This is a genomic window from Streptomyces sp. NPDC001941, from assembly GCF_040296945.1.
Classification (GTDB): Bacteria; Actinomycetota; Actinomycetes; order Streptomycetales; family Streptomycetaceae; genus Streptomyces.
The window spans coordinates 1-21,752 of sequence record NZ_JBEOYE010000032.1; the positions used below are offsets into that span (position 1 = coordinate 1).

The 21,752-nt window shown below is 68.7% G+C and carries 22 protein-coding genes; 15 read left to right on the plus strand and 7 right to left on the minus strand.

Going from position 1 to position 21,752, the window contains the following annotated elements; all coding sequences use genetic code 11:
* Positions 1 to 108: 108 nt before the first annotated feature.
* From ABT160_RS21800 to ABT160_RS21810, 3 genes are all read right to left on the minus strand, one after another.
* On the minus strand, positions 109 to 1,200 hold the full coding sequence (locus ABT160_RS21800; RefSeq protein ID WP_502984280.1) for a lactonase family protein: 1,092 nt from the start codon (positions 1,198 to 1,200) through the stop codon (positions 109 to 111).
* A gap of 82 nt (positions 1,201 to 1,282) precedes the next feature.
* Positions 1,283 to 2,608 (minus strand): nitric oxide synthase oxygenase, encoded by a 1,326-nt coding sequence (locus ABT160_RS21805; protein ID WP_351649373.1) that lies wholly within the window; start codon positions 2,606 to 2,608, stop codon positions 1,283 to 1,285.
* A gap of 161 nt (positions 2,609 to 2,769) precedes the next feature.
* Positions 2,770 to 4,266 (minus strand): FUSC family protein, encoded by a 1,497-nt coding sequence (locus ABT160_RS21810; protein ID WP_351649461.1) that lies wholly within the window; start codon positions 4,264 to 4,266, stop codon positions 2,770 to 2,772.
* Positions 4,267 to 4,378: 112 nt separating this feature from the next.
* On the opposite strand from ABT160_RS21810, the gene ABT160_RS21815 reads away from it, so the two are divergent.
* Positions 4,379 to 4,510: a hypothetical protein gene (locus tag ABT160_RS21815; RefSeq protein WP_351649374.1), complete on the plus strand. Its 132-nt coding sequence runs from the start codon at positions 4,379 to 4,381 to the stop codon at positions 4,508 to 4,510.
* On the opposite strand, the gene ABT160_RS21820 is transcribed toward ABT160_RS21815, so the two are convergent.
* Entirely contained in the window at positions 4,507 to 4,728 is a 222-nt protein-coding gene (locus ABT160_RS21820; protein WP_351649375.1) for a hypothetical protein, read from the minus strand. The two genes, ABT160_RS21815 and ABT160_RS21820, sit on opposite strands and share 4 nt — an antisense overlap.
* A gap of 73 nt (positions 4,729 to 4,801) precedes the next feature.
* On the opposite strand from ABT160_RS21820, the gene ABT160_RS21825 reads away from it, so the two are divergent.
* Together ABT160_RS21825 and ABT160_RS21830 are read left to right on the plus strand one after the other, a co-directional pair.
* The gene (locus tag ABT160_RS21825; RefSeq protein WP_351649376.1) at positions 4,802 to 5,308 is read left to right on the plus strand and encodes an Lrp/AsnC family transcriptional regulator; all 507 of its coding nucleotides are present in this window, start codon (positions 4,802 to 4,804) and stop codon (positions 5,306 to 5,308) included.
* A gap of 156 nt (positions 5,309 to 5,464) precedes the next feature.
* A complete protein-coding gene (locus ABT160_RS21830; protein WP_351649377.1) occupies positions 5,465 to 6,148 on the plus strand; it encodes an HAD family hydrolase in 684 nt (227 codons plus the stop codon).
* 336 nt (positions 6,149 to 6,484) lie between these two features.
* On the opposite strand, the gene ABT160_RS21835 is transcribed toward ABT160_RS21830, so the two are convergent.
* Positions 6,485 to 7,513, minus strand: coding sequence for an asparaginase (locus ABT160_RS21835; protein ID WP_351649378.1), 1,029 nt, complete (start codon positions 7,511 to 7,513; stop codon positions 6,485 to 6,487).
* Between the two features lie 153 nt (positions 7,514 to 7,666).
* Between ABT160_RS21835 and ABT160_RS21840 the strand changes: the two genes are divergently transcribed.
* The 3 genes from ABT160_RS21840 to ABT160_RS21850 all read left to right on the plus strand — a co-directional run bounded on the left by ABT160_RS21840 (position 7,667) and on the right by ABT160_RS21850 (position 9,885).
* Complete coding sequence (locus ABT160_RS21840) at positions 7,667 to 8,122, plus strand: Lrp/AsnC family transcriptional regulator (protein ID WP_351649379.1); 456 nt, start codon at positions 7,667 to 7,669, stop codon at positions 8,120 to 8,122.
* Between the two features lie 27 nt (positions 8,123 to 8,149).
* Entirely contained in the window at positions 8,150 to 9,142 is a 993-nt protein-coding gene (locus tag ABT160_RS21845; protein ID WP_351649380.1) for a threo-3-hydroxy-L-aspartate ammonia-lyase, read from the plus strand.
* Between the two features lie 257 nt (positions 9,143 to 9,399).
* Positions 9,400 to 9,885 (plus strand): hypothetical protein, encoded by a 486-nt coding sequence (locus tag ABT160_RS21850; protein WP_351649381.1) that lies wholly within the window; start codon positions 9,400 to 9,402, stop codon positions 9,883 to 9,885.
* Positions 9,886 to 9,912: 27 nt separating this feature from the next.
* Here the strand turns inward: ABT160_RS21850 and ABT160_RS21855 are convergent, their stop codons facing one another.
* Positions 9,913 to 10,713, minus strand: coding sequence for a LysR family substrate-binding domain-containing protein (locus ABT160_RS21855; RefSeq protein ID WP_351649382.1), 801 nt, complete (start codon positions 10,711 to 10,713; stop codon positions 9,913 to 9,915).
* Between the two features lie 58 nt (positions 10,714 to 10,771).
* On the opposite strand from ABT160_RS21855, the gene ABT160_RS21860 reads away from it, so the two are divergent.
* The 5 genes from ABT160_RS21860 (at position 10,772) to ABT160_RS21880 (ending at position 17,797) form a co-directional block, all read left to right on the plus strand.
* Positions 10,772 to 11,164, plus strand: a complete 393-nt coding sequence (locus ABT160_RS21860; RefSeq protein WP_351649383.1) for a DUF5997 family protein — start codon at positions 10,772 to 10,774, stop codon at positions 11,162 to 11,164.
* A gap of 154 nt (positions 11,165 to 11,318) precedes the next feature.
* On the plus strand, positions 11,319 to 12,275 hold the full coding sequence (locus ABT160_RS21865) for an RBBP9/YdeN family alpha/beta hydrolase (protein ID WP_351649384.1): 957 nt from the start codon (positions 11,319 to 11,321) through the stop codon (positions 12,273 to 12,275).
* A gap of 131 nt (positions 12,276 to 12,406) precedes the next feature.
* Positions 12,407 to 14,356: a vWA-MoxR associated conflict system protein gene (locus tag ABT160_RS21870; RefSeq protein ID WP_351649386.1), complete on the plus strand. Its 1,950-nt coding sequence runs from the start codon at positions 12,407 to 12,409 to the stop codon at positions 14,354 to 14,356.
* Positions 14,353 to 15,285 (plus strand): AAA family ATPase, encoded by a 933-nt coding sequence (locus tag ABT160_RS21875; RefSeq protein WP_351649387.1) that lies wholly within the window; start codon positions 14,353 to 14,355, stop codon positions 15,283 to 15,285. Before ABT160_RS21870 ends, ABT160_RS21875 begins: the two co-directional genes overlap by 4 nt.
* Before the next feature lie 79 nt (positions 15,286 to 15,364).
* A complete protein-coding gene (locus ABT160_RS21880; RefSeq protein ID WP_351649462.1) occupies positions 15,365 to 17,797 on the plus strand; it encodes an SAV_2336 N-terminal domain-related protein in 2,433 nt (810 codons plus the stop codon).
* 252 nt (positions 17,798 to 18,049) lie between these two features.
* On the opposite strand, the gene ABT160_RS21890 is transcribed toward ABT160_RS21880, so the two are convergent.
* Positions 18,050 to 18,472, minus strand: a complete 423-nt coding sequence (locus ABT160_RS21890; protein ID WP_351649388.1) for a secondary thiamine-phosphate synthase enzyme YjbQ — start codon at positions 18,470 to 18,472, stop codon at positions 18,050 to 18,052.
* A 118-nt stretch (positions 18,473 to 18,590) separates the two neighbouring features.
* On the opposite strand from ABT160_RS21890, the gene ABT160_RS21895 reads away from it, so the two are divergent.
* The 4 genes from ABT160_RS21895 (at position 18,591) to ABT160_RS21910 (ending at position 21,752) form a co-directional block, all read left to right on the plus strand.
* Positions 18,591 to 18,659 (plus strand): putative leader peptide, encoded by a 69-nt coding sequence (locus ABT160_RS21895; protein WP_351649463.1) that lies wholly within the window; start codon positions 18,591 to 18,593, stop codon positions 18,657 to 18,659.
* Positions 18,660 to 19,048: 389 nt separating this feature from the next.
* Positions 19,049 to 19,936 (plus strand): ABC transporter permease, encoded by an 888-nt coding sequence (locus tag ABT160_RS21900; RefSeq protein ID WP_502984281.1) that lies wholly within the window; start codon positions 19,049 to 19,051, stop codon positions 19,934 to 19,936.
* A complete protein-coding gene (locus tag ABT160_RS21905) occupies positions 19,909 to 20,643 on the plus strand; it encodes an ABC transporter ATP-binding protein (protein WP_351649390.1) in 735 nt (244 codons plus the stop codon). The genes ABT160_RS21900 and ABT160_RS21905 overlap by 28 nt, the downstream gene beginning before the upstream one ends.
* 68 nt (positions 20,644 to 20,711) lie before the next feature.
* Positions 20,712 to 21,752, plus strand: a complete 1,041-nt coding sequence (locus tag ABT160_RS21910; protein WP_351649391.1) for an ABC transporter substrate-binding protein — start codon at positions 20,712 to 20,714, stop codon at positions 21,750 to 21,752.

A 21,752-nucleotide genomic window follows, 5' to 3' on the forward strand; every position in this document is an offset into this window, starting at 1 on the left:
CCGGGGGGGGGGGGCCCCCCGCCGCGGGGGGGGCCCCCGCCCCCCCCGCGGGCGCGGGCCCCACCCCGTACGGTCTCCCGGCCCCGGGCGGATGCCCGAAACCTCGGGTCAGCCGAAGACCACGCAGGACGCCGCGGGCGCCTCGATCGAGCCCGCGCGGGCGGGTACGCCGGTGTCCGGGTCGATGTCGAACCAGGTGACGTCGCCGGAGCGCTCGTTGGCCGCGTACAGGCGCCGCCCGGACGGGTCCAGGGCCAGGTCGCGCGGCCAGTGGCCGCCGCACGGCACGGTGGTGACCAGCTCGGCCTTCTCGCGGCCCGCGTCCAGGGAGAGCACCGCGATCGAGTCGTCGCCGCGCACGGCGGCCCACACGAAGCGTCCGTCGCGGGAGACGACGACCTCGGAGGGGTAGTCGGGCCCCTCGGTTCCGGCGGGCAGTACGCGCGTCTCGCCGAGCGGTTCGAGGACGCCCGCCTCCGCGTCCCAGCGGCAGGTGGTGAGGACGGGTTCGAGTTCGCCCAGGACGTACGCGTGCGTGCCCGCCGGGTGGAACGCCAGGTGGCGGGGGCCCGTGCCGGGGCGCAGCGGCGTCTCGCCGTGCGCGGTGAGGGCGCCGGTGGCCGGGTCGAGGCGGGCGACGAAGACGGAGTCGGTGCCCAGGTCGACGCTGAGGAGCCAGCGGCCGCTGGGGTCGGGCAGCACCTGGTGGGCGTGCGGGCCGGCCTGGCGTTCGGTGACGGGCCCGGAGCCCTCGTGGTGGAGCAGCCCGGTGTGCGGGCCGGGGGTCCCGTCGGGGCCGAGGGGTACGGCGGTGACGCTGCCGGAGGTGTAGTTGGCGGTGACGGCGTGGCCGTGGGCGAGTGCCAGGTGGGTGGGGGCCCGGCCGTGCACGGGGGCGGGCGCGCCGAGGGGGCGCGGCCGGGGGTCGCGTACGTCGAAGGCCGCGACGGCGCCCTCGTCGGTCTCGGAGACGGCGTACAGCACGTCGCCGTCGGGCGAGAGGGCCAGGTAGGAGGGGTCGGGGACGGCGTCGCTGGTGCCGGTGGCGGTGAGGGCTCCGGTGGCCGGGTCGACGGTGGCGGCGGTGACGCCGCAGCCTCCGGCGGAGGTGAAGGAACCGATGAAGGCCCTTCCGCGGGCCGTGCCCCCGCTGCTCGCGGTGCCGTCCGTGCTGCCGCCGTTCCCTGCGCTGGTGCTCACTGCGCTGTCCCCTCTCCGAACCGTTCGCGACCGCCGTCGGCGCGGGCGTGCGCGATGTGTCGCGCCGACGGTAGCAGGAGGTCTAGACCAAGTCGGAGGGCACGGCGAAGTCGAGCTGGCCCAGGCGGCGCGAGGCGCGCACGGGGACGGGCACGGGCGGGCTCGTGGGGGCGGGCGGGACCGCGGGGGCGGGGACCGGGACGACCTGCCGCAGAAGCGTTTCCCCGCGCGCCCTGGCCGAGGCCTCCGGGTGGTGCACGTACGCGGGGCTGGACGGCGTGTCGTCGTACGTGCGGTGGAAGACCGGGGTCGCCGAGCCGGAGATCGGCGGCACGATCCACGCCCAGTCGGCGCCCACCCGGCGGCCCCTGCGGTCCTCGCGGGCCAGGTGGGCGAGGAAGCGGCGGGACTCGGTGTGGTGGTCGCTGACGGTGACGCCCGCGCGGTCGAAGGAGTCCAGGACGGCCCGGTTCAGCTCGACCAGGGCCCGGTCCTTCCACAGGGAGCGGTCGGTGGAGGTGTCCAGGCCGAGGCGTTCGGCGACCAGCGGGAGCAGGTCGTAGCGGTCGGCGTCGGCGAGGTTGCGGGCGCCGATCTCGGTGCCCATGTACCAGCCGTTGAAGGGCGCGGCGGGGTAGCAGATCCCGCCGACCTCCAGGCACATGTTCGCGATGGCGGGCACCGCGTGCCAGCGCAGCGCGAGGTCGTCCCAGTCGTGCTCGGAGTGGCGTATGGGGACTTCGAGGACCGCGTCGGGCGGCAGCGGGAACCAGCGCGGCCCCTCCCCCGCCGCCTGGACCACCAGCGGCAGCACGTCGAAGGGCGTGCCGTCGCCGCCGGGCCAGCCCAGCGAGCGGGCCAGGGTGGCGAGCCCGGCGCCGCGCGGGTCGCCCTTGATGCGCCCGTCGGGCCGTACGTGACCGGCGTACCGCACCAGCTGTTCGTTCCAGATCCTCGGGCCGGGGCGGCCGGGGGCGTCGGGGGCGAAGACGGTGATGAGCGGGCGGATGCGGCCGCCGTTGGTGGCCAGCCGGAGGTGCTCGGCGCTCTCCCGGGCGACGCCGGCGGCGTCCCGTACCGCGCGGCGGTCGCGCACCCGCAGGGAGTGCCAGTACAGGCGGCCTATGCAGCGGTTGCTGTTGCGCCAGGCGACGCGTGCGCCGAAGACGAGTTCCTCGTGGGTGTGGCGGTACGTGCCGGTGCGCGCGATTTCTTCACGTACCGCTTCCAGGCGTGCGGCGGGACCCTGCGCACCCGGCTCCTCGCGGTGGTGCAGGAGCAGGAACTCCTCGGCGCGTGCGACCAGGTCGGCTACGTCCGATGCCCCATGCGGGTCCTCCGCGAGGCGCGGGAGGGCGGCCGGAACGCGGGCCGCCGCATGTGGACATCCCTGTAGGTTCTCCCGCATCGCACACCCCAGCGTGAGTCAGACGGACCGTTCGATGCGGCCCGGCATACCCACCGCGCGCGGTGATCCACCCTGTACGTGCCGTATGCACGTGCCCCGGACACGTGCCGGTCGTCGACGGCGCAGGTCAGCGGTGTTCCAGCGGTCGTCCACCCGCCTGTTCAGGCGGCTACGAGAGGGGCGCTCGGGGAGGAGCGCAGCGGCGCGGCCAGGTCCGCGAGCGCGCGCTCCAGACCGTGCAGGTGGTGCAGCGCGGCCTCGGCCCCCGGGTGGTGCGCGGGAGCGCCGACCGCGTCCCGGAGGGCGGGCGCGGCGTCCGGCGGCACCAGGGCGTGCACGGCGGCCTCCACGCGCCGGCACGCGGCGGCGAGCCGGGCGTCGTGCGAGGCGTCGGGGTCGGCGGCCACGACGGCCAGGCCGCGCACCTCGCGGGCGCAGTCGTCGAGCAGGGCGAGCACCTGGCGGGCGCGGGCCTTGCGGGCGCGCAGCGGGCTCAGCGGGTGCACCAGCGGGGCCAGCGCGATCCGTACCCGGCCGAGCAGCAGCTCCAGCTCCGCCGCGAGCGGGGCCGGGTCGGCGCCGTCGTCGCCGCCCAGGCGGCGGGCGGCGGCCGCGGTGCAGCCGTGGACGCAGGCCAGGGCCCGCTCGATCCAGGCGTTGGTGGCGCCGTGGGTGGTGACGGGGAGGACCAGGGCGACGCCGAGGGCCGCGCCGAGCGCGCCGACGGCCGTCTCCTCGAAGCGCAGCAGGAGCAGCCCCGGGTGCAGCACGCCGAGCAGTCCGTACAGCAGCCCGGCCATGACGGTCACGAAGAACATCATCCAGCTGTACGACGGCGCCGCCGTGTAGAAGATCCCGAAGACGCAGATGGCGACCAGCGCGGCGGTCGGCGCCGGGGCGCCCGCGATCGGCAGGGCGATCAGCAGCCCGGCCGCGATGCCCGCCACGGTGCCCAGCACCCGGCGGAAGCCACGCACCAGGGTCTCGCCGCGCGACGCGGTGTTCACGAAGATCCACCAGGCGGTGCCGACGGCCCAGTACCAGCGGTCGTGGGAGAGCAGCTGGCCCAGCGTGAGCGCGAAGGCGCAGGCGAAGGTCGCCTGGAACGCCTGGCGGGTCGTCGGCCGGGCCAGGCCCAGGCCGGGCAGCGGCGCGGGCAGCACCGGCACGGGCAGGCGGCGCTCCACGCACCACACGCCGAAGCGCACGGCCGAGGCCGCGGCGAGCGCCAGGGCCACCGCCCCGTACAGCTCGGGCAGCTGCCCCGGCACCGCGTGCAGGAACTGGGTGACGAAGAACATCATGAACGCGAAGATCCCCAGCGCGTGCCCGCGCGGCCCCCAGCGGCGCGCGTACACCCCGGCGAACACCACCGCGAGCCAGCACAGGTCGCGCAGCAGCGTCAGGTCGTGCAGCAGCGTCGCCAGCGCGAGGACGGGGAAGCCGACCACGGGCAGCAGGGCGGTGGTGCCGGCCTGGCCGCGGACGGTGGGGTCGCCGACGGTGAACAGGGCGAGCAGCGCGGCGAGGCCGCCGGTGATGGAGGCGGTGAGGGAGAGACCGCAGAGCTCGGCGGCGGTGACGGCGAGGGCGATGCCGAGGACGGCACGCAGCGAGACGCGCAGGCGGACGCGCCCGGGGTCGGGGGCGTTGAACATGCGGCGGACGCCGGTGCGGAGCGCATGGACCGGGCGGAGCGTACCGGGCGTACCGAGTGTGGGGGACATGCGGCCGGGGGTGGGGGTGGGGACGGCGTCGGGGACGCCGCGTATGCCCTGGGGGCTGTTCACGCCCGGCGCGCCCTCGGTGCTGTTCACCACGGACCCGGTCACCACGTTCTTCACGACGGTCGTCCCGCCCCCTCTGCCGTACTCGCTGTTCTGGATGTTCTGGGTGCTCTAGTTGTTCTGGCTGATCTGGCTGATCTGGCTGATCTGGCTGATCTGGCTGATCAGGGTGTTCACCGTCCGGGATCCGACGCCGCCGGTACACACCGCCGTCACACAGTCCCCGAACACGGCAAAGGCGCCGCGGGTATCCGGTGCGGCAGCGTCGCCCCACCGGCGCTTCGCAGCGCCATTTACTCGGAAAGCAAAACATTCGACCGCCCACTGGCTCAAGCGAGCTGTCTCTGGATGAGCCATTGGTACAGTCATGACGTGGCACGCAGTGCCAGGAGGAGGCCAACGGACCATGCCGGTCGATGTCGTCGACGTACTGGACACCCGCATCCTGCGGCTGCTGATCGAGCAGCCGCGCACGAGCGTGCGCGAGTACGCGCGCGTACTCGGCATCGCGCGCGGCACCCTCCAGGCGCGCCTGGACCGCCTGGAGAGGGAGGGCGTGATCACCGGAACGGGCCCGTCCCTCTCCCCCGCCGCGCTGGGCCACCCGGTGCTGGCCTTCGTCCACATCGAGGTCACCCAGGGGCACCTGGACGAGGTCGGGGACGCGCTGGCGGAGGTCCCGGAGATCGTGGAGGCGTTCTCGATCACGGGCGGCGGCGACCTGCTCACCCGGGTGGTGGCGCGGGACAACGGACACCTGGAGGACGTCATCCAGCGGCTGATCCAGCTGCCGGGGGTGGTACGTACGCGGACGGAGATGGCCCTGCGCGAACGCGTCCCGCACCGGCTGCTGCCCCTGGTGGAGTCGGTGGGCCGGGCGGCAGCGGGACGGGCGGCCCGCGGCGGGCGGTGAGACCGGGGCGGGCCGGGTGTGCGGGAGCGGGTCGGACGGGTGGGGGTGAGGGCGGGCCGGACGGGGGCGGGGTCGGCAGGATCCGGGTACGCCGCCGAACCGCTCGGGCCGAAAGGCCCTCCGGGGCGGCGACCGCGGTGGGGCATGCTGGGGATCATGAGCAGCACTGCGCCCACTTCGGTGATCTTCGACCTAGACGGCACGCTCGTGGACAGCGAGCCCAACTACTACGAGGCCGGCCGCCGGCTGCTCGCCGCGCACGGCGTCGCGGACTTCACCTGGGAGCACCACAGCGAGTTCATCGGCATCGGCACGCGCGAGACGCTGGAGATCCTGAAGCGGGAGTACGGGATCGAGGCCCCGATCGACGAACTGCTCGCGGCCAAGAACCGCACGTACCTGGACCTGGCCCGCTCCTCCACCGAGGTCTTCCCCGAGATGCGCGCCTTCGTGGAGCTGCTGCACGGCAACGGCGTGCCGATGGCCGTGGCGTCCGGCTCGTCGCGGGCTGCGATCGACGCGGTGCTGGGCGGGACGGGGCTCGACGCGTACCTGACGACAGTCGTGTCGGCGGAGGAGGTCGAGCGCGGCAAGCCGGAGCCGGACGTGTTCCTGGAGGCGGCGCGCAGGCTGGGGGCGGATCCGGCTCGGTGCGTGGTGCTGGAGGACGCGGCTCCGGGCGCGGCGGCCGCGCACGCGGCGGGGATGCGGTGCATCGCGATCCCGTACGTGTCGGCGACGGCGCAGGACCCGGCGTTCGGCGGTGCGGGGCTGGTGTTCCCGGGCGGGCAGGGGGAGTTCTCGGCGCGGCGGGCTTATGAGTACGTGCTGGGGTGCTGACGGACTGGCCGATCGCCACTGACGGCTGACGGCTGACGGCTGACGGCTGACGGCTGACGGCTGACGGCTGACGGCTGACGGCTGACGGCTGACGGCTGACGGCTGACGGCTGACAGATACCAGGTGACGGCTGACGAAGCTTGGGGTTTTGTCAGCCGTCAGCTGTTATCTGACAGCTGATATCTGCCCGCTGCCATCGGTCACACGGGCCGCTGTCAGCTGTCAGATGTCGGCTGTCATTGGCAGTCTGTCATCTGTCATCTGGCGGCTGGCGACTGTCACCTGACGGCTGACGGCTGACGCCTGTCATAGCCCCGTCTCGCCCCGCCCCACCCCTCACGCCGTAGCAGCCAACGCCTGGACCTCGTCGGCCGGCTGGCCCAGGGTGTGGCGGAGTGCGGTCGTGCGGGCCTGGGGGTCGGTCTGGTCCAGGAGCGCGGCGAGTACCGCGATGCGCGCCTGGCCCGCGCGCAGGGTGCCCGTCGGGACGGCGCCCGCGGCGACCAGGTCGACCGCGCCGCCGTGCGTGTAGATCTCCGTGACCGGGCCCGAAGGGACGCGCGTGGTCAGGGCGACCAGGACGCCCTGGCGCACCGCGTCGGCGACGGCGCCGACGAACTCCGGCGTGGCGTTCCCCGCGCCCGTGGCGACCAGGACGATGCCCTGGGCCCCGGCCCGCACGGCGGTCTCAAGCAGCAGCGGGTCGGCGTCGACGTGGTGCATGACCATGTCGACGCGCGGCAGCCGGGCGGTGGTGTAGGGCAGGTCGAGGGGCCGGGGGCGTTCGGGGCGGTGGCGTACGGCGACCTTGCCGAAGCCGACCTCGCCGATGCGGGGGCCCGAGGGGTCGGCGAAGGCGTCGGCGACCAGGGTCTGGGTCTTCACGGTGCCGCGGGCGGCGTGCACCTTGCCGTCGAAGACGACGAGGACGCCGAGGCCGCGGACCGTGGCGGCGGTGAGGAGGGCGTCGTACAGGTTGCCGGGGCCGTCGCCGTCGGTGGCGCCGAGCGGCCGCTGGGCGCCGGTGAGGACGACGGGCCGCTGGTCGCGGTGGTAGAGGTCGAGGAGGAGCGCGGTCTCCTCGAGGGTGTCGGTGCCGTGGGTGACGACGATGCCGTCGACGGTGGGGTCGGCGAGGACGTCGTGGACGCGGCGCAGCAGGGTGAGCTGCTGGGCGGTGGTGAGGCGGGGGCTGTTGACGTTGAACAGGTCGACGACCTCGGTGGTGAGGCCTTCGGGGAGGGCGGCGGTGGCGAGGACGTCGCGGCCGGAGGCGTCGGCGGCGTAGCCGTTGCCCTGCCAGCGGCTGGCGATGGTGCCGCCGGTGCTGATGACGACGATGCGCCGTTCGCGTATTGCTGCCATGGTCGTGACCCCTCGTGCTGCTCGTGGTGCTGCTCGTGCGACGCGGGTCGCACGGGCGTGCGCTTGCCCCTCTCGCAACGATAGGTCGATGGGCGCGCAATGTGCTTGCCAACATGTTCGGGCTTTGTTTCAGGCTGAGTGGATAATTGCGCCATGGACCAGATCGACAGGGATATCTTGCGCGAGCTGCAGCGCGACGGGCGGCTGACGAACCAGGAGCTGGCGCAGCGGGTGGGTCTGAGCGCGTCGCCGTGCATGCGCCGGGTGCGGCAGCTGGAGGCCGACGGGGTGATCCAGGGCTACCGGGCGGTGGTGAATCCGGAGGCGGTGGGCCGGGGCTTCGAGGTGCTGGTGTCGATCGAGGTGCGGCGGGACCGGGGGACGGTGGAGGCGTTCGAGGAGGCGCTGCAGGAGATCCCGGACGTGATCGAGGCGTACCGGCTGTTCGGCAGTCCGGGGTGCCTGCTGCGGATCGCGGTGGCGGACCTCAAGGCGTACGAGCGGCTGTGGATCGAGCGTCTGACGGCGCTGGCGGGCGTCACCGAGGTGAATTCGCAGATCATCATGAAGAGGGTGAAGGAGCCGATGGGGTTGCCGGTGGACCGGTGACTCCCCGTGTGCGCGGAGGAGTGCGGAATGACGCAGGCCGGTACTGATGGGGCCACGGCGGCCGGGTCGCCGACGTACGAGGACGTGGTGCTGGCGCACGCGCGGGTGGCGGGGCAGGCGCACCGTACGCCGGTGGTGACGTCGCGGATGACGGACGAGGAGCTCGGGGCGTCGTTCTTCTTCAAGTGCGAGAACCTTCAGCGGATGGGGGCGTTCAAGTTCCGCGGGGCGTTCAACGCGCTGTCGCGGTTCTCGGCGGAGCAGCGGCGGGCGGGGGTGGTGGCGTACTCGTCGGGCAACCACGCGCAGGCCGTCGCGCTGGCGGCGCGGGTGCTGGGGATCCCGGCGACGATCGTGATGCCGCTGGACGCCCCGGCCGCGAAGCTGGCGGCGACGAAGGGGTACGGCGCGGAGGTCGTGCCCTACGACCGGTACGCGCAGGACCGTGAGGAGATCGGGCGGGAGCTGGCGCGGACGCGGGGGCTGACGCTCGTACCGCCGTACGACCACCCGGATGTGATGGCGGGTCAGGGGACGGCGGCGAAGGAGCTGTTCGAGGAGGTGGGTGAACTCGACGTGCTGTTCGTGCCGTTGGGCGGGGGCGGGCTGTTGTCGGGGAGCCTGCTGTCGGCGGGGGCGCTGTCCCCGGAGTGCGCGGTGTACGGGGTGGAGCCGGAGGCGGGTGACGACGGGCGGCGGTCGCTTCGGGAGGGCCGGATCGTGCACATCGAGGCGCCGCGCACGATCGCGGACGGTGCGCAGACGCAGCACCTGGGCGAGCACACGTTCCCGGTGATCCGGGAGCGGGTGACGGACGTGGCGACGGCGACGGACGCCGAACTCGTCGCGTGCATGCGGCTGTTCGCGTCGCGGATGAAGATGGTGGTGGAGCCGACGGGGTGCCTGGGGTTCGCCGCGGCGCGTGCCCGGGCGGCGGAGCTGCGGGGCAAGCGGGTGGGCGTGATCGTGAGCGGCGGGAACGTGGACCTGGAGCGGTACGCGGAGCTGCTGGCGGGCTGAGGGGCGCCCGGCCGGGCGGGCGGTGCGGCGCCGAGGGTTCCGTACGCCTGGGGTTCCGGCGCCGGGGGTTCCCGTACGTCTGGGGTCGCGGCGGGCACGGGTGCGTACGACCTGAGGACGACGCGGAGATCGGCCGACGGGCCCTCTGGCGGCGGCCGGGGCGGGCCTAGCGTGGGGGAAACGCGACGGATCGGGTGTTTCGGACCGGGCTGACGCGTATGTCCCCCACCAGCCTCCGCACCGCTTCGAGGACCGCCGTGAGCCAGAGCCACCCCCGCCCGCGCAGCACCGGCCGCACCTGCTGCCTGTCGTTCGTCATCGCCGCCTTCGTGCTGGTGGTGGCGGGCGCGGGCGGACTGTACCTGGCCCTGAACAACATCGACTGGCTGAAGAAGAAGACGGGCGCGGCCTGGGAGATCACGTACGAGGCGGGGGTGAAGGGCGGCGGTGCCGGGGGCGCGAGGGCGACGCAGGTGACGTACGCGCTCTCGCCGGACCGCACGGAGGACCGGACGCTGGAGCGGCGCGCGGGCGCGGTGGCGCTGCCGTGGAAGGAGGTCGTGCAGCTGCGGGTCGGCGAGACGGCCCGGGTGGTGGTGACTCCGGCGCCGGGGGCGACGGCGACGTGCCGGGTGGTGCTGGACGGGGTGCGTACGGTCGCCGAGGGCGTCTCCCCGGCGCCGGGGAAGCCCGCGGTGTGCTCGGTGGTCACGAGCCCGACGCCGGAGAAGTGGCCGCGCTGAGCCGTCGGCCGTGGTCAGGAGCGCGGGTCAGGAGCGGCGGCGGGGCTTTCCGCTGCCGCCGCCGGTGCGCCGGGGCTTGGCGGCGGCCGCCTTGCGGGCACCGCCCTGCTGCCGGCCGCCCTGGCCCTTGGGCTTGCCCCCGGAGGGCTTGGCGCCCCTGCCACCCTTGTCGCTCTTCTCGCCCTTGCCGGCCGCCTTCTCGTCCTGGTCGGCGCGGCGGCCCCGGGAGCTGTTGACGGTGCGGCCGCGGACGATGCCGATGAAGTCCTCGACCAGGTCCGGGGTGGTCTCCTCGGTGCGCCAGGACAGGGCCACCTGCGACTGCGGGGTGCCCGTGACGATGCGGTACGTGAGGTCGCGGCGGTGGTGGAGCCGGGCGAGCGACATGGGGACGACGAGGAGGCCGACGCCCGCGGCGACGAGCTCGATCGCGTCGGCGGTGGTGGCGGGGCGCTCTACGGCGGGGCGACCGGGCGGCCGCTCCCAGTCGAGGGTGTCGTCGAGGGGGTGGAGCACGATCTCGTCGGCGAGGTCCTCGGGGGTGACCTCCTCCGCGGCGGCGAAGAGGTGGTCCTTGGGCAGGACCACGACGCTGGCCTCGGTGTAGAGGGGGATGGCGCTGAGTTCCGTACGGTCGACGGGCAGGCGCACGAATCCCGCGTCGGCCCCGAGGTCACGCAGGGTGGCGGGGGCCTCGTCGGCGGTGACCGGGACGAGGGCCAGGGGGATGTCGGGCAGGCGCTCGTTCCAGGTCTTCACCCATTTGCCGGGGGTCACGCCCGGTACGTACGCGAGCCTGAACGAAGGGGTGTCTGCCGAGCCTGTCACCCCGCCAGGTTACCCGGCGTGGTCAGCGGTCGCGCACGCGCTCGATACCCTTGGTGTCATGAAGTCGCACCAGAGCACCCAGACGATGAAGCCCGCCACGGCGGCGAAGAAGCTGGGTGTGTACCTCGAGGCCACCCCCGCCGAGTTCCAGGAGGGCGTGGTCTCGCGCGCGGAGCTGAACGCGCTGCAGACCGATCCGCCGCAGTGGCTGCGCGACCTGCGCGCCAACGGCCCGCACCCGCGTCCGGTCGTCGCGTCGAAGCTCGGCGTCTCGATCTCCGGCCTGGCGCGCGGCGGGGTGACCGAGGCGCTCACGTCGGACCAGATCGAGGCGCTGAAGGCGGAGAACCCGGAGTGGCTCCGCAAGGAGCGCGAGACGCAGGCGGAGGTCCGTAAGGAGACCGTCCGCCTGAAGGAGAAGCGCGCGGAGTCCGAGCAGAAGGACGCGTAACCGGGCATTCGCACCTGCCACCAACCGTGGTTCGGGGGCCATTTGCGAACCATCGAATGGCCCCGACCCTGCTTCTACCACACATCCCACTGATATCCTCACGTCCCACCCAGTACCGCACTTGGGTGATATCACGGGTCTCCGGGGGACATGGATGAAGCCGCGTCTGGTATTCGTGCACGGCATCGGCAGGGAGCAAGATGCCCAAGTCCAGCTGCAGGAATGGCTCACAGCTCTCGCCCAGGGGGCGGAGCGCGCCGGGCACAGATCGCGTGTTGACCAGGTCCTCAAGGCAGCAGCCGACGTCCGCTTTGCCTACTACGGCGATCTCTTCAGCCCACCGGCCGGGAACTCCTCTCACCCTGGAGAGCCCAGTCCGAGCCAACGTACGACACTGGCCGCACTGGTGCTCGACGCTGTGGACGAGCGGCTTCCGCAGGCGGATGACCTTGACGAAGCACGGCTGCTCCAGCAGACCAGGAAGCAGCTCATTCCGGAGGGCGAACCTCAAGGCATCGGAGATGTCGGGCGACGTGTCGGGAACGCGGTGACCACGCTCCTGGGCTTGCCCGGGGTGAGGTTCATCGGTAAGAGACTGACCACGGCGCTCATGGTGGGCACCCTTGATCAAGTACGGCGCTATCTAGAGCGCGGTGAAACGGACATCACCGGCGCCACCATCGATCAGCGCATTCGCGCACGCGTCCTCCAGGAATTGCATCCCACGGAGCCTACGATCGTCATCGCCCACTCGCTCGGCACGGTGGTGGCCTTCGAAGCGCTGCACGAACACGCTGGACCCGTTCCCCTCTTCGTGACGATGGGATCCCCCATCGGCCTTCGCGGTGCTGTGCGTCCACAGATCCACCCTCAACCCTTGCACACTCCTCATGGGGTCGGCGCGTGGCTGAACTTCTGGGACCGCGATGACCTCGTTGCGGGCTATCCCCATCTCGAGAAGATCGTGGCGGCGAACGAGTCCACCGTGAAGCCCGCCAGCACCCGTGTGGATTCGGATGGCTTGTCGGTCCACGGTGCCGCCCTCTACCTGGCACAACCTGCAGTGGCCGGGCCTGTCATAGAGGCACTCGAGGCAGTCGTGCTGCGATGACGCGGCACAACACGCCCCGCCATGCTTTGGTCGTGGCTCCACAGTGTCCAAGTCTAGAATTCCTGCAAAGGCTCCAAGCGACAGCCACCTCACTGAACGAAGTCCTTTTGGACGGGCAAGTGGGCGGATGTATGCCTGCCCTGGATGGACAGAGTTCGCTGCTGTACGGGGAGGACGCCACTCAGACTGCCATCAGGGATGCGGTTAGTAGAGCCGCCCAGCAAGCTGGAGATGCGGGGGCTGACCTCATTCTCGCCTTCTTGGGACACGGCAAGACCCAGGGAAATGATCCACGTCTTTATCTGATGGCAAGTGATTCGGATGAAGGCTCTCCCACCACGCTCATCAATGCTGGCGACCTCGTAGCGGGCGTTGCCAACACTCCGGGCATCAAAAGCCTCATTCTAGTCGTCGACACCTGTCACTCCGGCGGCGCCTTGCCCTCCATCGAATCCCTCACTGCCGGGGCCCGTGAGGGCGCAACACGAATATACGTACTCACCTCAGCACGTCCACACGAGTTGGCTTACGACCTCCAGTTCTCGCTGGCCCTTACCGAAATCCTCAGGGCCGGGCTTCCGTCTACAGATCCTTATCTACATCTAGAAGAGACAAAAACAGCACTCACGCTCACAAAGAACCTTAGATGCACATATACGATGTACGACGGGGATACGTCGCAACCCAAACCATGGATAGCACGCAACACTCGTCACCATGCACCGATCGAGGGCTCATTCCTAGGAGAGGTCGGTTCACAGGAACTCGCAAAATCCCTTGCCTCGCTGAGTGATTTTACGATGACTCCCGTATATGGCAATGCTGATTTGATTAGACTCAGGGAAAAACTAATCGCATACCGCCAGACGATTACTGGAGCATCAGGCTCCACGGCGGCGTCTCGGGCGATCGATATAACATCGAGGCTCACCCTGGCCCAGAGGACACTAGATCTGTTCTCCTCGTGGCCTGGTCAGGCTCCGCTCACAACTCAACGGATCCGGGAAACGGCACGAGAGATGGGTTTGCGTCATCAACTGCCTGCCCGCCTAGACGGCAAGGATCTCCTGCGCCACTGCGTTGAAGTACTGTTGATAAAGTCACCCACCGTCCAGCCGGCAAGCCTCATGGGCCCGATAACTCGATTTATTGCAGCCTTCGCCGCGCGGGGCGGAATCGATGCCACAAACCCCAGGATCATTGCATGGGCCACAGCAGCTGGATGCGAAATTGAACTGGCTGACGCCTTTTCGAAAATCGACATCGAATCCAAAGCCAGTCGGCTGCGATTGATCATCTCTCTCACTACACTACTCACAGATGAGTGGCCCAACACCGTCGAAGCCTGGCTCCTTAGCGACGCCAAGGAGCAGGACCACGTTTCCTATCAATGCATAAACACCCAATCCGGCACCGAAGCGGCGATCACGGATGTAATGAAGTGGGCACGCCGCCTGTCAAAGAAGCTACATCTCCCACTTCAACGTATTGAGATCTCAGCATCACCAGAAATCTTGACGCGTTGGCGCCCAGAGATGATCGTGGAAGTGCAGCGCCTTGGCGCCCAATACGACATAGTCTTGCGCTGGGAAGGGCTCCTTTCACCTGCCGCGTTGGATCTCGGCATCGCTGACATTGCACGTAAATTGCTGGAAACGATGCGAGATGATCCTCGCAACGAAGCTCCTGTCGACTGGCTCTCTACTGAGGATCTCGGCCGGCCGGATGAGCTCAACACAAGCTTTCAATCCAACAGATTTCAAGGCGCACTGGCACTTGATCATCACCCCGACAACCTGGCACAAGTAGTCGGTCAGGCACTGAAGTTCGTTCCGATCGTGATCTGGCCCTGCGACGACGCCCCACTTCCCGCGGCGGCAAAAGACACGCTGAGCAACAGGTGGGACCTGCTTCCTGCAGGCTTCAGCAATGCATACAGGGAGAGCTGGCTCACCACGCAACAGGTCGAATCAGACGTAAACTCGTTGGCCAAGTTTCGGGCGATTTGGAATGACGTGGAGTGGCTCGATTTCTGCGAGTACTTCGACCTAAACTCAACCGATGGAGCGATCGCAGAATGACGTGGAAACCTTACTACCGCGGCGATGGTACTTCACGAGCGGGTACACAGATCGGACCACCTCCTCCATGGCGTACCTTCCCTCGCAAGTCGCTCCACACCGAGTTCCATCCTCCAGCTGGTCTCGTCGAAGCAGTAAACGCTGCGCTCGCCATTTCGCGTCCTCTTCTGCTCACCGGTGCACCTGGGAGCGGCAAATCAACCGTGATCGAACAAGTGACAGCAGAGTTGGGTCTGGGAGATGTGCTGCGCTGGCACATCACCTCACGCAGCACTCTTGCGGACGCTCTCTACCGGTACGATGCGTTGGGGCGTATTCACGCTCAAAGGTTGGGCGACATCGACGGGACTGACGACATAGCCCCGTTCATTCGATTCGGCCCCCTAGGTACAGCGCTCTTGCCCGAGAACCGACCGCGCGCACTCCTCATCGACGAGATCGACAAGAGCGACCTCGATCTGCCGAGCGACCTCCTCGATGTTCTCGAGCGAGGAGAGTTTGAAATTCCCGAACTCGCCAGATATAAGTCCGAATCGGTTAACGTCCGCGAATGGGCTCGCGATGTTCAACATCCAATAGCAAAGGGAAAGGTTCAGTGCAGGTCATTCCCGTTTATCGTGATGACGAGCAACGGTGAACGTGATTTCCCTGCCCCCTTCCTCAGGCGTTGTGTGCGCTACACCATGCCAAAACCCACCATCGAATCCCTGACCCGTGTCGTGCGGGCACACCTTTCCATCGAGGATGCACAGCAGGGAAAAATAAACAATCTGGTGAAGGAATTCATTGATCGCGTCGATGCTGGCCAAGCGCTCGCCGTCGATCAACTGTTGAATGCTGCGCACATACTGACTACTAGCCATGCCAGTAGCGAAGAAGACACGGAAAAGGTAACATCCCTCCTTTTGCGTGAGCTGTCCGGTGCCTAAGGAAAAGGACCAACCTTCCGTTGCTGAGGCCCTCGCGCTACAGCGGGTCACGGCCAGCCTACGCACGGCGTTCCCCGGCATGGATGCTACGTGTCTCGCCGAGACCCTTTGGCTAGCGGCTCGCATGCGGGAAGAGCCGCCACCTGCTCTGTCGGGAACTATGCCACCCTCTCCAGAGGCGCAGCCGAACAGGCATGACCAACCAGGAGTCTCCTCTCCACGATTCCCCTCTCTCATTCGTGACTTCCCACCTGTTCCCCCTCCTTTTTCCTCAGCAAGACCGGCCCTTCACGAAGCGCTTCCTCAAGCCGACGCAACACTTCAGGGGCAGGAAGTCAGCATCCCTGGAGGTAGAGGATTCTCCTTCTCTCTTGACTTCGCCCGGGCACTGCGTCCCTGGAAACAGCGCTGGACGCACGGTCCACAGGACTTGCTCGATGTCGAAGCAATCGTCGACCACTATGCCCAAAGCGGCGAGTTGCTCCCGGAGTTCAGTTCTGCACCCGAGCGCTGGTTCGACCTGGCCTTGATCGTCGACCAGTCGCTCTCCATGCAAGTGTGGCGGCACACTATTCGAGGTTTCGAAGAGGTGCTGCGCCAACTCGGCGCCTTCAGGGCCCTGCACACCTACACGCTCGGCCTCTCCGAAAGAGGAGAGGTCGAGCTCCATGATCAGCAAGGGCGCCCAACTCGTCCACAGCAACTCGTCTCTGCTCAGTCTCGGCAACTGGTTTTGCTCGTGACGGACTGCGCGGCACCAGGATGGCGGCATGACGCCATCTGGCAACAGCTGCGTGAGTGGGGCCGGGTGGCCTGTGTCGCACTGGTGAATCCGCTCCCCGTGAGACTGTGGCGCCGGACGGGCCTGAGCCTGCCCATAGCGCGCGTGACACAAGCACAGCGAGGGGCCAGCAACGCTGGTTTCACACTGGACCTACCTGCTTCTCGTCCTGGCATCGCCGACCTGAAGCACTGGATGCCCATACCCACAGTCACCTTTTCGCCGCACTCACTAGGCAGGTGGTCGCAGACTGTCATGCGCGGAGCTCCCGAGGGGTGCGCTGCGGTGCTCATCCCGCCAAGCGATCACCCTTCGACCCTGCGTGAAGGACGCCAGCGTCCCCAACCGCGCGACGAGGAAGCCAGAACAGAAGGTTTCCTCAAGATCTCCGGAAGTACGGTCAGCCGTCTGGCCGTACTCTGCTCAACCTTCAACCGGTTGAGCATGGCTCTGCTGCACCTGATTCGGCAGGAACTCGTACCGGAGGCAACTACGGCGGATGTAGCGGAACTGATGACCAGCGGACTCTTTCAGCTCGAGGCCGGCATCGAAGGTTCCGTCGAGCTGATTGTCCCGCCCAAAGTGCAGGCTCGACTACGACGTGAACTGCGAGAGTACGAAGTCTGGAAGCTCACTAATGCGCTCACGGAAAGGATTACTGCAGACGCATTCCAACATGAAGCCATCATCGCAATGACCGCGGGCACTGGGGCGACCACCCAAGAGGTCCCTGCTGAAGCCCACCCATTCGCCCAGGCGATGTATGAGACGCTCGAACTCCTCGGAGTGAACAGGCCTTACCAAACAGAACACATAGAGCCGTCAGACCCAGAGCCCATAACGCCTGGTGACCGCACAACTCGCGCAGCCCTGAAGGGCGTCTTTGGTGGCGGTTCGCAGGGCGGAATTATCCCATCGACGACAACTCCGAATATTCTCATCTTTACCGATCCGCAGTCAGGTCATCAGTACGGGTACCATGACGGCTGGTTGGCCCCCGGGGATAGTTCCATACCCATCTTTGAATATACGGGAGCCGGCACTCTCGGTGATCAATCCTTCGGGGGAAGGACAGGAAGTGGCAACAAGTCAATTCTCAATCACGTCCAAGCCGGACGAGTCCTGCGTGTGTTCGCGGCTGATGGCAGAGTTGCCGGGTCAGGAACCAAATATCAGCGGTACATTGGCGAGTTCGCGCTCGATCCGAGCCAACCCTACGTCGTCAGGCAAGCCCCGGACAGCGCTGGGAACCAGCGTAATGTCATCGTGTTCCGATTCACACCCATTGGGGCATACAAACGTGACCCCCGCGACGAGATGCCCGCTGCGGAGAAGACTACGGTCAACATCATTTCTACCGCGAGCAGAACACACCCCACGCCTACTCTCGTCAGTGAATTTCAATCCCACTTGGAACGACGCGGGCACACTGTCAGACGTCATCAGATAAAAATCGCCGAGTCTACGCGAACACTACTCACCGACGTCTTCGATACAACCACTCAGACCGTATACGAGGCGGTCGCTTCTACCTCACGTCAAGATGTGCGCTTGGCCCTCGGTCGGCTACTCGACCTGCATAGAATCCTTTCAAATAGCCAAGTAAAACTAGGAATTCTTCTGCCTGGACCTTTGGAGGATTCCTCACTGAAGAGCCTACTTTCCGACAATAGCATCCTCACGGTTCATCGAAATGGAGACTCTTTCACCGAGGACGTGCTTCCCCTCTAGCCTTCTGGGTACGTACCTTTCAAGCTCACCGCCGATTCGGAGTTCGTCGCGACGGTCATGGACTTGGTCGGGCTCCATCACAATCCCCCGGAGGGCGCCGTGGTCTTATGCGTGAGGAGAAGTCTCAGATCCCGGCATTGAAGCGTTCCCAGCGGTGCTGCCTATGGCACCCGGGTGCCAGAACGCCGTACGAGCACTACCGGCATGGCACCACCAGCCCGTTCGTCCTGGGCCCCTCACAGCTCGCGCCCATTACCCCAGGAAGCTCAGTCTCACCTGGCGGTCCGGGTTGTCCTTGTTGGTGTCGACCAGGCAGACCGACTGCCAGGTGCCCAGGGTGAGTTCGCCGTCCACGACCGGGAGCGTCGCGTGCGGGGCGACCAGGGCCGGGAGGACGTGGTCGCGGCCGTGGCCCGGGGAGCCGTGGCGGTGCTGCCAGCGGTTGTCGGCCGGGAGCAGGGTGTGCAGGGCGGCCAGGAGGTCGTCGTCGCTGCCCGCGCCCGTTTCCAGGACGGCGACGCCGGCGGTGGCGTGCGGGACGAAGACGTTCAGCAGGCCGCTGCGACCGGCCGCGGCCCGGCGGAGGAAGGCGGCGCAGTCGTCCGTCAGGTCGTGGACCGTCTCCCGGCCGCCGGTCGCCACATGGAGCGTCGTCGTGGTGAATGCGTTGCTCATGCCCTCCATCGTGGACGACGGGCCCGACCATGTCGCAAGACCGGGCGTCCGCGTGTCGAGACGCCATTGACCCGGCGACGGTGGACTGGCTACGTTCTGCGCCATGTTGCGTACAGCCATGCTCACCACGCGCGGTCACATCGACCTGCTGCGGGTGGCCTCCGCCGCGTGTTGCCCCGGTCGCTGACGCCTTTTCGCCTTCCGCTCGTGGACGCCCGCTGCTGGCCGATCCGGTCCGTCGGGCGCGTCAGTCCGTCGAGTCGTCCGTGAAACCCACCGCGAGTTCCTGATTTCCTCCGTGCGTCCATGAGTTCCTCCGCCATGAGTTCCTCCGCGGCTTCATGGGCTGGTGAGTTCGTGGGCTCGTGAGTCCTTGAGTTCGTGAGTCCTTGAGTTCGTGAGTCCTTGAGTTCGTGAGTCCGTGGGTTCCTGAGCTCGTGGGTTTCTGAGTTCCTCCGCTCTTCGCGTGCGTTCCTGGAGCACCCTCCCGAGTCCCGTCATCCCGGGTCGGGGGCGCCCCTCCGGTGCACCCGCGCGCCCTCGCCCTGTCCCGCCCTCCCCCGCCCTGGAGTCGCCGTGACCGTCGACCATGCCCCGCCGGATATTTCGGCCATGTCAACATCCGATGGACCCGTGCCGCCCGCTTCCGCACCCGAGTTGGAGCCCGTCGTCGCGTCCGGCACCTCCCGCGCCCGGCGCTTCGCGCCGCCCCGCTGGCTGCGGCGGGCCGTCGGGCCGGTGGCGCTGCTGCTGCTCTGGCAGGTGTCCAGCTCCACCGGGCTGCTGCACGAGGACACCCTCGCCTCGCCCGTGACCGTCGCCCGTGCGGCCGGTGAGCTGATCGGTGACGGGACGCTGCCGAACGCGATGGCCATCTCCCTCCAACGCGTCGCGGTGGGGCTGCTGTTGGGCGGTGCGGTCGGGATCGTGCTCGCGCTGGTGTCGGGGCTCTCGCGGCTCGGCGAGGACCTGGTCGACGCGAGCGTGCAGATGCTGCGGACCGTCCCGTGGGTGGGGCTGATCCCGTTGTTCATCATCTGGCTCGGCATCGGCGAGGCGCCCAAGGTCGCCCTGATCGCCCTGGGCGTCGCCTTCCACCTGTACCTGAACGTGTACGCGGGCATCCGCGGCGTCGACGAGCAACTCGTGGAGGCCGGGCAGGCGTTGGGGCTCGGGCGGTTCGGCCTGATCCGGCACGTGGTGCTGCCGGGCGCGCTGCCCGGGGCGATGACGGGGCTGCGCTACTCACTGGCGACCGCCTGGCTGGCCCTGGTGTTCGGCGAGTCGATCAACGCGGACGCCGGGATCGGCTTCCTGATGAACCAGGCCCGCGAGTTCTTCCGCACCGACGTGATCGTCGTCTGCCTCGTCGTGTACGCCCTGCTCGGCCTGCTGGCCGACGCCGTCGTCCGCACTCTCGAAAGGCTGGCCCTGCAATGGCGACCGACCTTCACCGGCCGGTGAGCACGGCCGTACGCGTCGAGGGGCTCAGCCGCTCCTTCGACGGCCGTCCCGTGATCGATGATCTCGAACTGACCGTGCACAGCGGGGAGTTCGTGGCGCTGCTCGGCCGCAGCGGCTGCGGCAAGTCGACGCTCCTGCGGGTCCTGGCGGGCCTGGACCGCGACATCAGCGGCACCGTCCTGGTGCCCAAGCGGCGCGGTGTGGCCTTCCAGGCGCCGCGGCTGATGCCGTGGAAGCGGGTGTGGCGCAACGTACTGCTCGGCCTGGACGGCAAGCCGGGCCGGGAGGTGGCGGAGCGCGCGCTGGAGGAGGTCGGGCTCGAACAACGCTCCGGCGCGTGGCCCAAGACGCTGTCGGGCGGCGAGGCCCAGCGCGCGTCGCTGGCAAGGGCGTTGGTTCGCGAGCCCGATCTGCTGCTGCTGGACGAGCCGTTCGGCGCGCTGGACGCCCTGACGCGGCTGAAGGCGCAGCGCCTGGTGGCCGAGTTGTGGCAGCGGCGCGGCTGCGCGGTGCTGCTGGTCACCCATGACGTCGACGAGGCGCTGCTGCTCGCGGACCGGGCGCTGGTGATGCGGGACGGGGTGATCGCGTACGAGACGCCGGTCGCGCTGGACCGGCCGCGCGCGACGGGCGACCCGGCGTTCGCCGAGCTGCGCTCGCGGCTGCTGTCCGAGCTGGGTGTTGACGAGCCCGCCGCAGCCGCGTGAACCCGCGCCCTCGCCCTGCTCCCCCTGTCCGACGCCCCACCCCACGAGGATCCACGAGGAACCGCCCCATGAGACGACGTACCCTGACCGCCGCCCTGCTGCTCCCCCTGTCCCTGCTCGCGTCCGCGTGCACCGTCTCGTCCGCCGCCGAGGACGCCTCCGGTGGCGCCGGGAGCGTCGACGGCAAGGGCGCGCTGACGCTGAACGTCGGTGACCAGAAGGGCGGTTCGGAGGCGGTGCTGCGCGCCGCCGGCGAGCTCGACGACCTGACGTACAAGGTGAAGTGGTCGACGTTCACCTCCGGCCCGCCGCTCCTTGAGGCGGTGAACGCGGGCGCCGTCGACATCGGCGGCGTCGGCAACACTCCCCCGGTGTTCGCCGCCGGGGCCGACTCGAAGATCACCGTGGTGGCGGCGACCCACGGGAGTTCGGCGGGCGAGGCCATCCTGGTGCCCAAGGACTCGCCGCTGAAGGACCCGCGCGAGCTGAAGGGCAAGCGCGTCGCCGTGGCCCAGGGCAGCTCGGCGCACTTCCAGTTGCTGGCCTCGCTGAAGAAGGCGGGCCTGGAGCTGGCCGACATCAAGGTCAGCCTGTTGCAGCCGGCCGACGCGCTGGCGGCGTTCACCAGCGGCAAGGTGGACGCCTGGGCGGTCTGGGACCCGTACACCTCGCAGGTGCTGCGCAGCGGCAAGGGAAGAATCCTGACGGATGGTCAGGGAGTGACGAACGGGCTGAGCTTCTACGTCGCCGCGCCCGCCGCGCTGGCAGACAAGAAGAAGTCCGCCGCGCTGGGCGACTTCGTGCAGCGGCTGCGGCGCGCCCAGGACTGGGTGTTCGCGCACCCCGAGGAGTGGGCGAAGGTCTGGGCGAAGGAGACCGGGCTGCCCTACGAGGTGGCGCTGGACGCGGTGAAGCGCTCCTCCGGCACCCGGATACCGGTGGCGCTGGACCAGGCGGCCATCGACTCCGAACAGCAGATCGCCGACACCTTCGCCGGACTGAAGCTCATTCCGCGCACGTTCGACTTCGCCGACTACGTCGACACCCGCTTCAACCAGAGCCTCCCGCCGTCCACCACGCCGGGCCGCACCTATGGAAAGGCCTCCTGA

Excerpts from the sequence above, each read along its gene's own strand:
- ABT160_RS21805 (WP_351649373.1), bottom strand. The coding sequence starts at position 2,608 with ATGCGGGAGAACCTACAGGGATGTCCACATGCGGCGGCCCGCGTTCCG.
- ABT160_RS21810 (WP_351649461.1), bottom strand. The coding sequence starts at position 4,266 with ATGTTCAACGCCCCCGACCCCGGGCGCGTCCGCCTGCGCGTCTCGCTG.
- ABT160_RS21815 (WP_351649374.1), top strand. The coding sequence starts at position 4,379 with ATGCCCTGGGGGCTGTTCACGCCCGGCGCGCCCTCGGTGCTGTTCACC.
- ABT160_RS21825 (WP_351649376.1), top strand. The coding sequence starts at position 4,802 with ATGCCGGTCGATGTCGTCGACGTACTGGACACCCGCATCCTGCGGCTG.
- ABT160_RS21830 (WP_351649377.1), top strand. The coding sequence starts at position 5,465 with ATGAGCAGCACTGCGCCCACTTCGGTGATCTTCGACCTAGACGGCACG.
- ABT160_RS21835 (WP_351649378.1), bottom strand. The coding sequence starts at position 7,513 with ATGGCAGCAATACGCGAACGGCGCATCGTCGTCATCAGCACCGGCGGC.
- ABT160_RS21840 (WP_351649379.1), top strand. The coding sequence starts at position 7,667 with ATGGACCAGATCGACAGGGATATCTTGCGCGAGCTGCAGCGCGACGGG.
- ABT160_RS21845 (WP_351649380.1), top strand. The coding sequence starts at position 8,150 with ATGACGCAGGCCGGTACTGATGGGGCCACGGCGGCCGGGTCGCCGACG.
- ABT160_RS21860 (WP_351649383.1), top strand. The coding sequence starts at position 10,772 with ATGAAGTCGCACCAGAGCACCCAGACGATGAAGCCCGCCACGGCGGCG.
- ABT160_RS21865 (WP_351649384.1), top strand. The coding sequence starts at position 11,319 with ATGAAGCCGCGTCTGGTATTCGTGCACGGCATCGGCAGGGAGCAAGAT.
- ABT160_RS21870 (WP_351649386.1), top strand. The coding sequence starts at position 12,407 with ATGCCTGCCCTGGATGGACAGAGTTCGCTGCTGTACGGGGAGGACGCC.
- ABT160_RS21875 (WP_351649387.1), top strand. The coding sequence starts at position 14,353 with ATGACGTGGAAACCTTACTACCGCGGCGATGGTACTTCACGAGCGGGT.
- ABT160_RS21880 (WP_351649462.1), top strand. The coding sequence starts at position 15,365 with ATGGATGCTACGTGTCTCGCCGAGACCCTTTGGCTAGCGGCTCGCATG.
- ABT160_RS21890 (WP_351649388.1), bottom strand. The coding sequence starts at position 18,472 with ATGAGCAACGCATTCACCACGACGACGCTCCATGTGGCGACCGGCGGC.
- ABT160_RS21905 (WP_351649390.1), top strand. The coding sequence starts at position 19,909 with ATGGCGACCGACCTTCACCGGCCGGTGAGCACGGCCGTACGCGTCGAG.
- ABT160_RS21910 (WP_351649391.1), top strand. The coding sequence starts at position 20,712 with ATGAGACGACGTACCCTGACCGCCGCCCTGCTGCTCCCCCTGTCCCTG.